The 13,586-nt window shown below is 66.7% G+C and carries 15 protein-coding genes; 3 read left to right on the forward strand and 12 right to left on the reverse strand.

Annotation, left to right across the window (positions count from 1 at the left end; all coding sequences use genetic code 11):
- Positions 1-66: 66 nt before the first annotated feature.
- From K6V06_RS08290 to K6V06_RS08305, 4 genes are all read right to left on the reverse strand, one after another.
- Positions 67-774, reverse strand: coding sequence for an ABC transporter ATP-binding protein (locus K6V06_RS08290; protein ID WP_222241968.1), 708 nt, complete (start codon positions 772-774; stop codon positions 67-69).
- Positions 761-1,525: an ABC transporter ATP-binding protein gene (locus K6V06_RS08295; RefSeq protein WP_222241970.1), complete on the reverse strand. Its 765-nt coding sequence runs from the start codon at positions 1,523-1,525 to the stop codon at positions 761-763. The genes K6V06_RS08290 and K6V06_RS08295 overlap by 14 nt, the downstream gene beginning before the upstream one ends.
- The gene (locus K6V06_RS08300; protein ID WP_222241972.1) at positions 1,518-2,582 is read right to left on the reverse strand and encodes a branched-chain amino acid ABC transporter permease; all 1,065 of its coding nucleotides are present in this window, start codon (positions 2,580-2,582) and stop codon (positions 1,518-1,520) included. The genes K6V06_RS08295 and K6V06_RS08300 overlap by 8 nt, the downstream gene beginning before the upstream one ends.
- 85 nt (positions 2,583-2,667) lie before the next feature.
- On the reverse strand, positions 2,668-3,531 hold the full coding sequence (locus K6V06_RS08305; protein WP_222241974.1) for a branched-chain amino acid ABC transporter permease: 864 nt from the start codon (positions 3,529-3,531) through the stop codon (positions 2,668-2,670).
- A 411-nt stretch (positions 3,532-3,942) separates the two neighbouring features.
- Between K6V06_RS08305 and K6V06_RS08310 the strand changes: the two genes are divergently transcribed.
- The 3 genes from K6V06_RS08310 to K6V06_RS08320 all read left to right on the forward strand — a co-directional run bounded on the left by K6V06_RS08310 (position 3,943) and on the right by K6V06_RS08320 (position 6,925).
- A complete protein-coding gene (locus K6V06_RS08310) occupies positions 3,943-4,926 on the forward strand; it encodes an IclR family transcriptional regulator (RefSeq protein WP_255581701.1) in 984 nt (327 codons plus the stop codon).
- A 66-nt stretch (positions 4,927-4,992) separates the two neighbouring features.
- On the forward strand, positions 4,993-5,805 hold the full coding sequence (locus K6V06_RS08315) for an SDR family oxidoreductase (protein WP_222241976.1): 813 nt from the start codon (positions 4,993-4,995) through the stop codon (positions 5,803-5,805).
- Positions 5,806-5,917: 112 nt separating this feature from the next.
- Complete coding sequence (locus K6V06_RS08320) at positions 5,918-6,925, forward strand: tripartite tricarboxylate transporter substrate binding protein (RefSeq protein ID WP_222241978.1); 1,008 nt, start codon at positions 5,918-5,920, stop codon at positions 6,923-6,925.
- A 30-nt stretch (positions 6,926-6,955) separates the two neighbouring features.
- On the opposite strand, the gene K6V06_RS08325 is transcribed toward K6V06_RS08320, so the two are convergent.
- From K6V06_RS08325 to fliL, 8 genes are all read right to left on the reverse strand, one after another.
- Positions 6,956-8,344, reverse strand: coding sequence for an MFS transporter (locus tag K6V06_RS08325; protein WP_222241980.1), 1,389 nt, complete (start codon positions 8,342-8,344; stop codon positions 6,956-6,958).
- A gap of 182 nt (positions 8,345-8,526) precedes the next feature.
- Positions 8,527-9,312, reverse strand: a complete 786-nt coding sequence (gene fliR, locus K6V06_RS08330; protein ID WP_222241982.1) for a flagellar biosynthetic protein FliR — start codon at positions 9,310-9,312, stop codon at positions 8,527-8,529.
- Positions 9,313-9,379: 67 nt separating this feature from the next.
- Positions 9,380-9,649, reverse strand: a complete 270-nt coding sequence (gene fliQ, locus K6V06_RS08335) for a flagellar biosynthesis protein FliQ (protein WP_222241984.1) — start codon at positions 9,647-9,649, stop codon at positions 9,380-9,382.
- Between the two features lie 57 nt (positions 9,650-9,706).
- Entirely contained in the window at positions 9,707-10,573 is an 867-nt protein-coding gene (gene fliP / locus K6V06_RS08340; protein ID WP_222241986.1) for a flagellar type III secretion system pore protein FliP, read from the reverse strand.
- Positions 10,570-11,061: a flagellar biosynthetic protein FliO gene (gene fliO, locus K6V06_RS08345; protein ID WP_370637418.1), complete on the reverse strand. Its 492-nt coding sequence runs from the start codon at positions 11,059-11,061 to the stop codon at positions 10,570-10,572. Before fliO ends, fliP begins: the two co-directional genes overlap by 4 nt.
- Positions 11,058-11,489, reverse strand: a complete 432-nt coding sequence (fliN, locus tag K6V06_RS08350) for a flagellar motor switch protein FliN (RefSeq protein WP_222241988.1) — start codon at positions 11,487-11,489, stop codon at positions 11,058-11,060. The genes fliO and fliN overlap by 4 nt, the downstream gene beginning before the upstream one ends.
- Complete coding sequence (gene fliM / locus K6V06_RS08355; protein WP_222241990.1) at positions 11,482-12,489, reverse strand: flagellar motor switch protein FliM; 1,008 nt, start codon at positions 12,487-12,489, stop codon at positions 11,482-11,484. Before fliM ends, fliN begins: the two co-directional genes overlap by 8 nt.
- Positions 12,490-12,630: 141 nt before the next feature.
- Positions 12,631-13,110 (reverse strand): flagellar basal body-associated protein FliL, encoded by a 480-nt coding sequence (gene fliL / locus K6V06_RS08360; protein ID WP_222241992.1) that lies wholly within the window; start codon positions 13,108-13,110, stop codon positions 12,631-12,633.
- Positions 13,111-13,586: the final 476 nt, after the last annotated feature.

A 13,586-nucleotide genomic window follows, 5' to 3' on the forward strand; every position in this document is an offset into this window, starting at 1 on the left:
CGTCTCCTCAAGGGTACGTCGTTGCATGGGTCTGTTGCCCAACCTGAATCTGAAGTCCAAAAAAAGCTAGCCGCCGATGTACGCGCGCCGCACGCCTTCGTCGCGCAGCAGCGTGTCGCGGTCGCCTTCCATCACGATGCGCCCGCCTTCGATCACGTAGCCGCGATGGGCGATGCCCAGCGCCGCGTAGGCATTCTGCTCGGCCAGCAGCACGGTGGTGCCCGCGCGGTTGATGCGCTGGATCACCTCGAACATCTGCTTGACCACCAGCGGTGCCAGGCCGAGCGACGGCTCATCGAGCAGCAGCGCACGCGGGCGCCCCATCAGCGCGCGCCCAAGCGCCACCATCTGCTGCTGCCCGCCGGACAGCGAGCCCGCCGGATCGTCCTTCTTCTGCCGCAGGATCGGGAACATCTCGTAGACCTCTTCCAGCGACTGGCGGATGCCGGCGCTGTCGCGCCGGTGCACATAGGCGCCCAGCGTCAGGTTCTTCTGCACGCTCATTGCCGGGAACAGCTTGCGGCCTTCCGGACAATGCACGAGACCGGCCTGCACGATCTGCGACGGCTTCATGCCGGCCAGCTCCTTGCCGTCGAACCGCATGCTGCCGCCGCTGATCCGGTGGATGCCGCTCATGGCCAGGAAGATCGAGCTCTTGCCGGCGCCGTTGGCCCCCAGCAGCACGACCAGCTCGCCCGGCTTCGCATGCAGCGAGATGTTGTCGAGGGCGCGGAAGCTGCCGTAGGACAGCGAAACGCGTTCAAGCTGCAACATGGTCGGTCCCCAGGTAGGCTTCGATGACGCGCGGATCCTGCTGGATCTGCGCGGGCGTCCCCTCGGCGATTTTCTCGCCGTAGTTCAGCACCATGATCTTGTCGGCCAGCCGCATGATCATGTCCATCTTGTGTTCGATCAGGCAGACGGTCTTGCCGTGCCGGACCATCTTGCGGATCAGCTCGGCCAGACCGACGGTTTCCTCTGGATTGACGCCGCCCGCCGGCTCATCGAGCAGCAGCAGCTCCGGGTCGGTCGCCAGCGCGAGCGCGAACGCCACCCGCTTGCGCTCCTCCTGCGTGATGTCCGATGCCAGCTCGTGCGACAGGTGCGACAGGCCGACGAAGTCCAGCGCCTGCTCGGCCTTTTCCCGGCACAGCCGCTCCTCGTCGCGCAGCCGCCGCGTGTTGAAGATGACATCGCGCAGCGTCGAATGGGTGCGCAGACGGTGGCCGACGATCAGGTTGTCCAGCACGGTGGCGCGATCGAACAGCGCGGTCGCCTGGAAGGTGCGTGCCACGCCCATGCGCGCGATCTGGTCCGCCCGCATGCCGGCCACGTCGGTGCCCTTGAACAGGATCTGCCCCGAGCTCGGCGGATGCGTGCCGGCGACCAGGTTGAAGAAGGTCGTCTTGCCGGCGCCGTTCGGCCCGATGATGGCGTTGATCTTGCCGGCCTCGATGGTCACCGACACATCGTTGACCGCGGTCAGGCCGCCAAATTTCTTGGTCAGGTTGCGAATATCAAGCATTGTCGGCTCCTGCGGTGGCGTTGCCCGCCGCTGGCGAAGCAGCGGAGTCGGCGGCAGAGTCGGTCCGGCCGGCATCGCGGGCACGGGCGTTGGCGCGCTCGCCCCGACGCAGCGCTGCGGCGCGTCGTGCCTGGCGCTTGAGCCAGGTGCCGACGATGCCGTCCGGCACGAAGATGATCAGCAGGATCAGCACGGGGCCGAACACCAGCATGCGGTAGTCCTGCAGGAACTGCAGCGTCTGCGTGATCCACGGCACCAGGATCGCGCCCAGCAGCGGTCCGAGCGTGGTGCCGATGCCGCCGACCAGCATCGCCATCACCATGTCGAAGGTGATATCGGTGCGGGCGATGTCCGGGCCGAGGAAGCGGACCTGGCCGGCGTACAGGGCGCCGGCGAACCCGGCATAGCCGACCGACAGCACGAAGGACAGCACCTTGGTGCGCATCAGGTTGATCCCCAGTGCTTCGGCCAGCGCGTCGCTGTTGCGCACCGCCATGAAGCTGCGCCCCAGCAGCGAGCTGACGATGCGGTGCATCAGGAAGACGGCGAGGACGAGGAAGAACAGCACCAGGTAGTACTGCGCATGCACGCTCTCGAACTGCAGCGGGCCGATGGGCGCGGGCACCGGGATGCCGATCAGGCCGACCGTTCCATGGGTCAGGCTTTCCCACTTCTCGATCAGCAGATAGATGATGAAGCCCACGCACAGCGTGAAGATCGAGAAGTAATGGCCCTTCAGCCGCAGCGACACCACGCCGATCGCCCAGCCGACCACCATGCACAGCAGGCCGGAGATCAGGAAGGCGAGCCAGAACGGCACGCCGTGGTCCACCGTCAGGATCCCCAGCGCGTACGCCCCGATGGCCATGAAGCCGCCGTGGGCCAGGTTCAGCTGCCCGGTATAGCCGGTGATCAGGTTCAGTCCGAGCGTGGCGATGGCGTAGATGAACGCGATCGTCATCACCGTCAGGTAGTAGCTGTTGTCGGTCAACAGCGGAAACGCGATGGCCAGTGCGAGCAGCAGCGCCCAGCCGGTCTTGCCTTGCAATGCGTTCATGTCGGTTGCCCTCCTCGGCGGCGGAGAATCAGGGGGAGGTTTGCGGTTGCGGTCATTGGCGTCATCCGGAAGCGTCGTGCCGGCCTCACGCCGCGCGCGAGGCGAACAGGCCCTGCGGCCGCAGCGACAGGATCACCACCAGCAGCACGAAGGCGATGATGTCCTTGTAGTCGGTCGAGACGTAGAAGCCGCCGAAGCTCTCGGCCATCCCGATGATCAGCCCGCCGACGATGGCGCCCGGGATGCTGCCCATGCCGCCGAGGATGATGATGACGAAGGCCTTGGTGATCACCAGGTGTCCCATTGCCGGATACACCAGGTTGATCGGCGCATAGAGCGTGGCGGCGATCGCCGCCAGCGCGCCGGAGATGGCAAACACCAGCAGCGTGACGCGCGTGGCGTCGATACCGACCAGTGCCGCACCCTCGCGGTTCTGCGCCATCGCCATGATGGTGGAGCCGGTGACGGTGCGCGTCAGGAACAGATGCAGCACGATCATCAGCGCGAACGCGGCGACGATGATCAGCAGCCGTTGCAGCGGCGCGGTCAGGCCGAACACTTCGACCAGCTGGCCGTAAGGCGTCGGCATGCGGTGGAAGTCCGCTCCCCACAGCGCCTGGGCGCCGGCCTCGAGAAACAGCAGGATGCCGATCGCGGCGATCATGTCGTGCAGCTCGGGCGAATTGCGCAGTGGATGGAAGACCAGCCGCTCGGCCAGCATCGACAACGCGGCGACCGCGAGCGCGGCGCCGATCATCGCCAGCCAGTAGTTCATGCCCAGCGACGTCATCAGGTAGTACGAGACGTAGGCACCTGCCATATAGAAGGCGCCATGGGCGAAATTGGGTACGTGCAGGATGCCGTAGACCAGCGTGAGGCCCAGTGCCACGAGGCTGTAGACCCCGCCCAGCGTCAGGCCGTTGAGGAACTGTTGGAAGAACAATGCCACTGACTCACCTCGTGCAATTCACGAACGCGAACACACGCCCCATGCAGCGGGCGCGACAATGCAGCGCCACGGCAGAAGGCCGCGGACTGCGCGGCACTGCATGGCAGTGCCGATCAACTCGGGACGGGGACTAACTGCGCCGGATGACGCGGACGGAATGGTGTTGCATGGCTGTCTCCATTAACGGCTTTGCGCGACGCGATGCGTCGCTTCGCATACCGGTCGATCCGTGTCGCGGAGGCTTGCGCTTGCGCTGTCGCCAACTCTTCGCACGGTCGTTCGTTTTCATTGACTGTTGCATAGGCCCTGAGGCACAGTCAAGGGATACGGAATTGTCTTTCGCACAGCGAAATAGGGGTTAAACCGGAGGGTCGAACCCGAAGGTCGAGCCCGATCCGGACCGGGGGAGGCATGAAGCGAACCATCACCACCATTCCGGCGCAAGATCGCCAGGGCGCCGTGCCGCACGGCCGCTCGACGATGCCCGAGGGATTGCCTGCGGCCAGTGCGCGCGATATCGCCCCGCGCGAGCCGAGCGAGCCGCTCGATGACGCGGCAGCGCTGCCTTCCGCGCTCCATACCGTTCATCCTGACGATCCTCCCACGCTCGCCTTGACCGACGAGACGGGCGACCGCAATTTCGTCACCGCATTGGCCCGCGGCCTTGAATTGCTGCGCGCCTTCGGCCCGCATGACGACTACCTCGGCAATGCAGAACTGTCGCGGCGCACGGGTATTCCCCGACCGACGGTTTCGCGCCTGACCTATACCCTGACCCGGCTCGGCTATCTCGTCTATGCGGCGCCGCTGGAGAAATACCGGCTCGGGCACGGCGCGATGGTGCTGGGGCACCGCTACCTTGCCAATTCGGGCATACGAGAAGTCGCGCAGCCGCTGATGCAATCGCTGGCGTTCGCCACCGGCTGCACCGTCGCGCTGGCCACGCCGGACCGGCACGAGATGGTCTATCTGGAGGTATGTCAGCCGCGCGGCGCGCTGGTGCTGCGGCTCACGCCGGGCTCGCGGCTGCCGACTGCCACGTCGGCGATCGGGCGCGCGTGGCTGGCCGGCTTGCCGCCGACGCGGCGCGCCGCCGCGCTGGACGATCTCGAGCGGCACTACCAGGGCCGATGGCCGGCGATGCGCGCGCGGCTGGAACGGGCGCTGCGCGAATACGATCGGCGCGGCTTCTGTACCGCGCACGCGGAATGGGACCGCACCGTCAGCGGCGCGGCGGCGCCGGTGGTGCTCGAAGGCGGCACCGAAGTGCTGTCGGTCAACATCGGCGGCGCCGCCTCGCGGCTGACGCCGGAGGTGCTGGAGGGCAACCTGGGGCCACGCGTGCGGCAACTTGCCGACGCGTTGCAGGGCAGGCTCTGGCGCGCGCACGGGTAGGGACGCTGCACCGGGCCAAGGTGCGGCAAGCAGGACGACTCGGACCATAGAAGAGAGGAGACAACCATGGAGATTAGTGGCAAGACCGTCGTGGTAACCGGAGGCGCGACCGGCATCGGCCGCGCGCTGGTGCTCGCCTTCGCGCAGGCGGGCGCGCGCGGTATCGCGGTGGCGGACCTGGACGGCGATGGCGCGTTGCGCGTGGCCACCGAAGCGCGTGCGGTGGCCCCGGAATGCGAAACCTTCGGCCGGCCTACCGATGTCGCCGATGCCGCCGCGGTGCAGGCGCTGACCGACGAAGCGACGCGGCGCTTCGGCCAGGTCGACGTGTTCTGCTCCAATGCCGGCATCATCCTGCGCAAGGGTCTCGATGCGACGGCGCAAGAATGGCAGCGCATCTGGGAAATCAACGTGATGGCGCACGTGCATGCGGCCAACGCGGTGCTGCCGCAGATGCTCGAGCGTGGCGAGGGCTATTTCGTCAACACCGTGTCCGCGGCGGGCCTGCTGTCGCAGATCGGCTCCGCACCGTACGCGGTCACCAAGCACGCGGCGATCGGCTTTGCCGAATGGCTGCAGATCACCTACGGCGATCGTGGCGTTCGCGTCAGCTGCATCTGTCCGCAGGGCGTGCAGACGCGCATGCTCTATGGCGAGGACGGCCAGCGCAAGGGCTTCCTGCAGGAAGGCTCGGTCACTGCCGAGCATGTCGCGCAGGTGACGCTGGAAGGCGTGCGCGACGAGCGCTTCCTGATCCTTCCGCATCCGGAAGTGCTGGAGTACTACCGCCGCAAGGGCCAGGACTACGATCGCTGGCTCAAGGGAATGCAGCGGCTGCACGATAAGGTAATGAGCGAGTTCGGCGGCCTGGGCCGCTGACGCTTGCTCTGCAAGCGGAGTTCGCAATGCGGAAATCCCCGACGAACTCCGCCGTCGGCCCACAGGTCTGCAAAGACAGACCCATATCGATACCCACAAAGGAGAGAGACCAATGCCAGTCCATTCGCTCACCGGCGCATTGCGCGCCTTCGCCGGGCGCGCCACCTTCGTCGCGGCCGCCATCGGCGGCGCGGCCATCGCGCCTGCCGCCCAGGCCGAAACCTGGCCCGCCCACCCGATCCGCATCGTCGTCGGCTTCCCGACCGGCGGCGCCCCCGACACGCTCGCGCGCATCATCTCCGAGAAGATCTCGCCGTCTTGGAAGCAACCCGTGGTGGTCGACAACAAGCCCGGCGCCGGCGGCAACATCGGTGCCGAAGCGGTGGCGCGCTCGCCGGGCGACGGCTATACGCTGGCGATGGGCACGGTCGGCACCCATTCCATCAACGGGGCCGTGTACGCCAAGATGCCCTATGACATGGTCAAGGACTTCACCCCGGTGATCCTGGTTGCATCGACGCCCAACGTGCTGGTCGTGCATCCGGGCGTGCCGGCGAAGAACATGAAGGAGCTGATCGCGATGGCCAAGGAACAGCCGGGCAAGCTGACCTTCGGCACGCCGGGCATCGGCACCTCGCTGCACGTCGCGGGCGAGCTGTTCAACTCGATGGCCGGTACCAGGATCGTTCACGTGCCCTACAAGGGCCGCGCGATGGCGATTCCCGACCTGCTCGGGGGACACATCACCATGATGTTCGACAACCTGCCGTCGGCATTGCCGGTGATCCGAGAAGGCAAGCTGCGCGCCATCGGCGTTACCAGCGCCAAGCGTACGGAGTCGGCGCCCGAGATTCCGACGCTCGCCGAGCAGGGCCTGCAGGGCTACGAAGCGGTCTCCTGGTTCGCGGTCTTCGCGCCGGCCAGCACGCCCAAGGACGTGGTGGCCAAGCTGAACAAGGAACTGAACCGCATCTTCACGCTGCCCGACGTGCAGGCCAAGCTGAAGACGCTGGGGCTCGACCCGGTGCTGGGTACGCCCGAACAGCTGGCGGACTTCCAGCGCAGCGAGATCGCCAAGTGGGCGAAGGTGGTGAAGGACTCCGGTACCCAGCCGCAGTAAGCCCTTCGCGCGGCGAAGGCAGGGCGCGGCTTACTCGTCCAGCCTTGCCGCCGCCCGTTCGCCCCTGGCGGCGGGATCGCGCAGGCGGGCGAGGCTGATCACCGCGCCCACCGCCGACGAGATCGCCGCGCAGCCCAGCGCCAGCCGCGGCGCGGCGCTGCCGCTCAGGCCGAACAGCACCGCGACCACGGCGGTGCCGGAGGTCTGGCCCAGCAAGCGGGTGGTCGCCTGCGCGCCGCTGGCACCGCCGCTGCGATGCGGCGGCGTCGAGCCGATCATCGCGCGGTTGTTCGGCGACTGGAACAGCCCGAAGCCGATCCCGCACAGCGCCATGCGCCACACTACGTCGATGTCAGGCGCGCCGCGCTCCAGCATCGCCAGCAGGATCAGCCCGGTGGACAGCAGCGCGAGACCGATGCCGGCCAGAATGCTGGCCGAGTATCGATCCGACAATCGTCCCGACACCGGCGCCATCAGGGCCACCATCAATGGCCACGGCGTGATCAGCAGGCCGGTCTCGTACAGCGAGCGGCCCAGCTGGTTCTCCAGATAGAAGGGCAGCGCGACGAACGACAGCATCTGCGTCATGAACGAGCAGTAGGACGTGCCCACTGCCATCGCGAAGGCGCGGCTGCGCAGCAGATCGACCGGCACCAGCGGTGCCGGCTTGCCCGACTCCATCCTGACCAGCGTCCAGCCAAGCACCGCCGCGGCGACCAGCGAGGCAGCTGCCATCGTGCGCGTGGCAGCCTGGCCCAGCCCGTCCACGCCCAAGATGAACAGGCCGATCACCAGCGCGGACATCAGCGCGCTGACGGTGTCGAAGGGACGGGGCTGCGGCGGCGTGTCGGGCAGCGAGGTGCGGCTGATGAAGAGCGCGGCGAGCGCGACCGGGACATTGATCGCGAACAGCCACGGCCAGCTGGCCACGGACAGCATCAGCGCGCCCAGCGAAGGCCCGACGCCAATGGTGATGCCGACCACCAGCGCATTCAGCCCGATGCCGCGCCCCAGCTGGGTCGGCGGATAGATGAAGCGCACCAGCGCGGTGTTCACGCTCATGATGCCCGCGCCGCCGATGCCCTGCAGCACGCGCGCGGCGACCAGCATCGGCAGGTTCACCGAGACCGCGCACAGCAGCGACCCGGCGAGGAAGGTGGCGAGCCCGACGCGGTAGACGCGCTTGTAGCCGAGGATGTCCCCGAGCGAGGACAGCGGCAGCAGGCACATCGTCACGGTCAACTGGTAGGCGTTGACCACCCAGATGGTGCTGGCGGGATCGGCGCCGAGCTGGCGGGAGATCGACGGCAGCGCGATATTGACGATGGAGCCGTCCAGCACGGCCATGATGAGGCCGCAGAACACGGTGAGGATCGCCCACTGACGCTGCGGCGAGGGGAGGCCTTGATGAGATTGCATCGGGAGGGTGCCGCTCGTCCCGAAGGAGCCGCCCGTGGCCTGCGGCCGTGGCGGTCAGGGGTGGGCTGCGCGGCGTGACACGGAAGGCGTCATTATCGGCGCGCGCCGCCGCGCTCGCAAATCGCCGTCCTGTGGTATAGGCGCGCGAGGGGAGCGATCCTTGCAATCCCCAGGCTGGCGGGCTAGCGCGCCAGCGTGCCGAGCAGCGTCTCCAGCGAGGCCAGCCCGATCTCGATCAGATGCGCCATGAAGACATTCATTTGCGGCATCACCAGCAGCATCAGCAGCATGCCGCCGGCCAGCGTTACCGGGAAGCCGACCGCGAAGATCGACAGCTGCGGCGAGGCCCGGTTCAGGATGCCCATGATCAGGTTCAGCGCAAGCAGCGCCGCCACCAACGGCAGCGCCAGCAGAAGCCCCGACGAGAAGACCGTGCCGCCGGCGCGGGCAATGGAGAGCCACCCCTGGCCGGACAGCGGCGTGCCGGAAATCGGCAGCGCATTGAAGCTCTCGACCAGCGTTGCCAGCATCAGCAGGTGCCCGTCCATCGCCAGGAACAGCAGCATCGCCACCGTGCCGAGAAAGCGCCCCAGCACCATGGTCTGGCCGCCTGACTGCGGATCGAAGAACGAGGCAAACGACAGGCCCATCTGCAGGCCGATGATTTCACCGGCGTACGCCACCGCATGAAAGACGAGCCGCATGGTGAAGCCCAGCGCCAGCCCGATCCCGATCTCGTTCAGGATGATCATCAGGCCATCGAAGGAGTACACCGGCACCACCGGCAGGGTCTCGATGGTCGGAGAGACGACGATGGCGATCATTGCCGCCAGGCCGATCTTGACCTGACGCGGGATCGACATCTCGCTGAACAATGGCGCCGTGCCGAACAACGCCAGCAGGCGGAACAGCGGCCAGATGAAGGCGGCGATCCACTCGTAGAGCTGGGCGTTGGTGACGGACAGCATGCGGCTGCAGGAAAAAGGGAAGCGGAGGGGGAAGAGGCCTTGCCGGCGATGAGGGCGACGGCCAGCGTCAGTGCACCAGTGCCGGGATGCCCTCGAACACCTCGCGCATATAGTCGACGAAGGTGTTGATCATCCACGGGCCCACCACCACCATGGTGATGAACAGCGCGAGCAGCTTGGGAATGAACGACAGCGTCATTTCGTTGATCTGCGTCGCCGCCTGGAACAGGCTGATGACCAGACCCGTCACCAGCGCCACCAGCAGCAGCGGGCCGGCCAGCAACAGCGTCATCTTCATCGCCTGGGTGGCGATGGTCATTACGGTTTCCGGAGTCATCTCGCGCCTCGGTGGAGTCGGTGATCTTCGTGATGTCGGGGGCCGGGCCGACCCCCGTCAGAGCTGGAAGCTCTGCGCCAGCGAGCCGAGCAGCAGCTGCCAGCCATCGACCAGCACGAACAGCATCAGCTTGAACGGCAGCGAAATCGTCGCGGGCGGGACCATCATCATCCCCATCGCCATCAGCACGCTGGCCACCACCAGGTCGATGATCAGGAAGGGAATGAAGATGGTGAAGCCGATCTGGAAGGCCGTCTTCAGCTCGCTGGTGACGAACGCCGGCACCAGCACGCGCAGCGGCACTTCCTCCGGACCCTGCATCTCCGGCAGCTTGGCCATCTGCGCGAACAGCGCCAGGTCCTTCTCGCGCGTCTGCTTGAGCATGAAGGCCTTCATCGGGGCAGCGGCACGCTCCGCGGCATCTTCCAGGCTGATGCGGTTCTCCGACAGCGGCTTGTACGCGTCGTTGTAGACGCGATCGAGCACCGGCGACATCACGAACATGGTCAGGAATAGCGCGAGCCCGAGCAGCACCTGGTTCGGCGGCGAGGTCGCCGTGCCCAGCGCCGTGCGCAGCAGGCCCAGCACGATGATGACGCGGGTAAAGCCGGTCATCATCAGCAGCGCCGCGGGCAGGAACGACAGCGAGCTCAGCAGGACCAGCGTCTGGACCGACAGCGACCAGGTCTGGCTGCCGCCGGGACCCGGCCGGCTCACCACGCCCGGCAGTGCCTGCGCCGCGGCCGAACCCGACCACAGCACCGCGGCGGCCAGCAGCGCGCAGGAGAGCAGGGCTGCCAGCGGGAGCACCCGCTTCAGGCCGCGGGCGAGCAGGGGCGTTTGGCCGAGCGACGGCACGGCCGGGGTCGTGCCTGACTGGCACGCCGTGGGCCGGCGCCGGCTGGCGGCGGGCGAAGCGTTCATGACTTGAGGTTGTGTTGCATCGAGCGCAGCAGCTTCTGCGCAAACGAGCCAGTACCAAGGTCGGGCGGCGTCGGGCCACCGTGGGAGGGAGCAGAATCGCGGGCAATGCTGCCGGCCGGCAGGGTGTGCAGCGTGCGGATTTCTCCCGCGCTCACTCCCAGCACCAGCACGCTATCGCCCACTTCCACCAGCAGCAGGCGCTGGCGTGCGCCAAGCGTCGTGCTGCCGATCACCTTCATTGCGCCGCCGGTGGCGTGCCGAACGAGTCCGGTACGCCGGGCCACCCAGGCCAGGCCCAGGATCAGCGCGATCACCGCGAACAGGCCGAGGCCGGCCTGCGCCAGCGCGGCGGCTCCGGTAGCGCCGGCGGCCGCATCGGCCGCCATTGCCCCCGAAGACACCGTCATGCCGGTCAGCGCCGGCAGCACCGGCGCCAGACCCTTCAGCGCCGGCGCGGGCCGCCGCTGGCGGCCCTGACTTGCTTTCATTTGTTCAGTTTCCGGATACGTTCGGACGGCGTGATGATGTCGGTCAGCCGGATGCCGAACTTGTCGTTGACGACCACCACCTCGCCCTGGGCGATCAGGTAGCCGTTGACCAGCACGTCCATCGGCTCGCCGGCCAGGCCGTCGAGTTCGACCACCGAGCCCTGCGCCAACTGCAGCAGGCTCTTGATCGGTACCTTGGTGCGGCCAAGCTCCACGGTCAGCTGCACCGGGATATCGAGAATCATCTCGATATCGTTGTGGAAGCCGCTGGCCACATCGCGCTCCAGCGGCTGGAAGACCGTGGCGGCGGCCGGTGTCGCGGCCGGCGGGGCTGCCGTGGTGGTCGCCTCGGCGCTGGTTTGCTCGGCCAGGGCGCTTGCCCAGTCGTCCATCGGATCGGCCGGCTTGTCCTCTTTGCCGTCAGTCATGATCGGTTTCCTTGTTGGAATCGCTGTCTTGATGATTGAGCATTTGCTGCACACGCAGCGCGTACTGTCCGTTCATGGTGCCGTAACCGCACTGCATGACCGGCACGCCGTCGACCTTGCCGATCACCTGCTCGGGCAGTTCGATCGGCAGCACGTCGCCGGCGCGCAGGGAAAGTACTTCCGCCACGGTGCTGCGAATTTGGGCGAACTCCGCCACCAGTTCCACTTCGGCGGCGCGCAGTTGCTGCGAGAGCTGCTGCAGCCATCGCTTGTCGACTTCCACCTCGTCCTGCAGCGGATTCATCAGCAGATCGCGCACCGGCTCGATCATCGAGAACGGGAAGCAGATGTGCAGCTGGCCGCCGACCGCGCCCAGTTCGATGTGGAAGGCCGTGGTGACCACCACTTCATTGGGGATCGCGATATTGGCGAACTTGGTGTGCATCTCCGAGCGAACGTATTCGAACTCGATCGGATGCACCGCATGCCAGGCGTGACCGTAGCTCGTCAGCGCCAGATCGAGCATCCGGCGGATGATCCGCTGCTCGGTCTGCGTGAAGTCCCGGCCCTCGACGCGCGTATGGAAACGCCCGTCGCCGCCGAACAGGTTGTCCACGACGAGGAACACCAGGTTCGGGTCGAACACGAACAAGGCCGTGCCGCGCAGCGGCTTCATGTGGACCAGGTTCAGGTTCGTCGGCACCGGCAGGTTGCGCACGAACTCGCCGTACTTCTCGATGCGGATCGAGCCCACCGAGATATCCGCGCCGCGGCGGATGAAATTGAACAGCGCAGTGCGAAGCGCGCGAGCAAAGCGCTCGTTGATGATTTCGAGCGTATGCAGACGTCCGCGGACGATCCGCTCCTGCGTCGCCAGGTTGTACGGCCGCACGCCATCTTCGGCGACCGGCACGCTGGCCTCGGGAATATCCGCTTCTCCGGATACGCCCTTCAGCAGTTCGTCAACTTCGTCCTGCGAGAGGAACTTGTCGTAAGCCATCTAATGTCCTGCCCCAATGATCGACGGGATTAACGAAGCGGCATCCGTTGCGCCGCGCGGCCTGGGCAGCGGGGCGAGCGGACGCGCATGGACCGGACGGTCGGCTTCATATCGGGTTGGCAAGCGGGGCAGGGCACGGGCTTACTGCACCACGAAGGAGGTGAACAGGACGTCCAGCACCTGTTGCGCCGGCAGCGCCGGTGCGAACGGCAGCGCCAGCGACTGCCGGATCTCCTGCGCCAGTTTCTGCTTGCCCTCCACCGTTGCCAGGTCGGCCGGCTGCTTGGCAGACAGCAGCAGCAGGACCCGGCTACGGACTTCCGGCAGGTACTCGGCAATCCGCGCCTGCGTCGCCGCGTCCGCTACCTTGACCGACAGGCCGGTATGCAGGAAGCGGTCGCCATCGTCGGACTTCAGATTCACCGTAAAGGAATCGAGCGCAACGAAGATCGGCGCCGGAACGACCGGCGCCGCCGGTGCTGCCGGCGCGCGGTTGCTCAGCAGGCTGCCGAGGAAAAAGCTGCCCGCGCCCAGCGCCGCAGCAACGACGATGCCGGCCAGCACCAGCTTGGTGCGCTTGCCATTGTTCGCGGTGGCCGGAGGATTGAGCGTTTTCGCCATGAGTTGCCTGTATCGGATAGCCCCGCCATTCTTTATTGAATCGCCGACGGGCAATGGGCCGAAAAAAAGGGGGAAACCCGCTCAGCTTGGCCCTTTGAGCCGAGCGGGCGCGGCCCTGGCGCGAGGCGATAGGGCACGACGGTCTACTGGTCACGTTAACGAATGGGATGGGCGGAACTTGAGGGCAGGGCCAGCAGGAGGCGGCTTAGGCACTCGACGGTTTTGCTCCCCTCGCCCGCTTGCAGGAGAGGGGCCGGGGGAGAGGGCAACAGCGCTTGTCGAGCGATACCGCCCCATCAACCGCCCCGTGCCCTCTCTCCAACCCTCCCCGCCGAGCGGGCGAGGGAGATGTAGTGGTCCAATTTCCTCAGACAGGTCGATAGGTGGAAAATCACCATCGACGAGGAAATCAGATGACTAGAGCACGCAGGAAATTCGACCCCGACTTCAAGCTGGAAGTGGTCCGGATGGTTAAG

This window comes from Cupriavidus sp. AU9028 (genome assembly GCF_019795295.1).
Lineage (GTDB): Bacteria > Pseudomonadota > Gammaproteobacteria > Burkholderiales > Burkholderiaceae > Cupriavidus.

Coding starts and splice junctions, on each gene's coding strand:
- K6V06_RS08325 (WP_222241980.1), bottom strand. CDS start 8,344: ATGCAATCTCATCAAGGCCTCCCCTCGCCGCAGCGTCAGTGGGCGATC.
- fliO (WP_370637418.1), bottom strand. CDS start 11,061: ATGAAAGCAAGTCAGGGCCGCCAGCGGCGGCCCGCGCCGGCGCTGAAG.
- fliL (WP_222241992.1), bottom strand. CDS start 13,110: ATGGCGAAAACGCTCAATCCTCCGGCCACCGCGAACAATGGCAAGCGC.
- fliQ (WP_222241984.1), bottom strand. CDS start 9,649: ATGACTCCGGAAACCGTAATGACCATCGCCACCCAGGCGATGAAGATG.
- K6V06_RS08310 (WP_255581701.1), top strand. CDS start 3,943: ATGAAGCGAACCATCACCACCATTCCGGCGCAAGATCGCCAGGGCGCC.
- K6V06_RS08320 (WP_222241978.1), top strand. CDS start 5,918: ATGCCAGTCCATTCGCTCACCGGCGCATTGCGCGCCTTCGCCGGGCGC.
- fliN (WP_222241988.1), bottom strand. CDS start 11,489: ATGACTGACGGCAAAGAGGACAAGCCGGCCGATCCGATGGACGACTGG.
- fliM (WP_222241990.1), bottom strand. CDS start 12,489: ATGGCTTACGACAAGTTCCTCTCGCAGGACGAAGTTGACGAACTGCTG.
- fliR (WP_222241982.1), bottom strand. CDS start 9,312: ATGCTGTCCGTCACCAACGCCCAGCTCTACGAGTGGATCGCCGCCTTC.
- K6V06_RS08295 (WP_222241970.1), bottom strand. CDS start 1,525: ATGCTTGATATTCGCAACCTGACCAAGAAATTTGGCGGCCTGACCGCG.
- K6V06_RS08290 (WP_222241968.1), bottom strand. CDS start 774: ATGTTGCAGCTTGAACGCGTTTCGCTGTCCTACGGCAGCTTCCGCGCC.
- fliP (WP_222241986.1), bottom strand. CDS start 10,573: ATGAACGCTTCGCCCGCCGCCAGCCGGCGCCGGCCCACGGCGTGCCAG.
- K6V06_RS08300 (WP_222241972.1), bottom strand. CDS start 2,582: ATGAACGCATTGCAAGGCAAGACCGGCTGGGCGCTGCTGCTCGCACTG.
- K6V06_RS08315 (WP_222241976.1), top strand. CDS start 4,993: ATGGAGATTAGTGGCAAGACCGTCGTGGTAACCGGAGGCGCGACCGGC.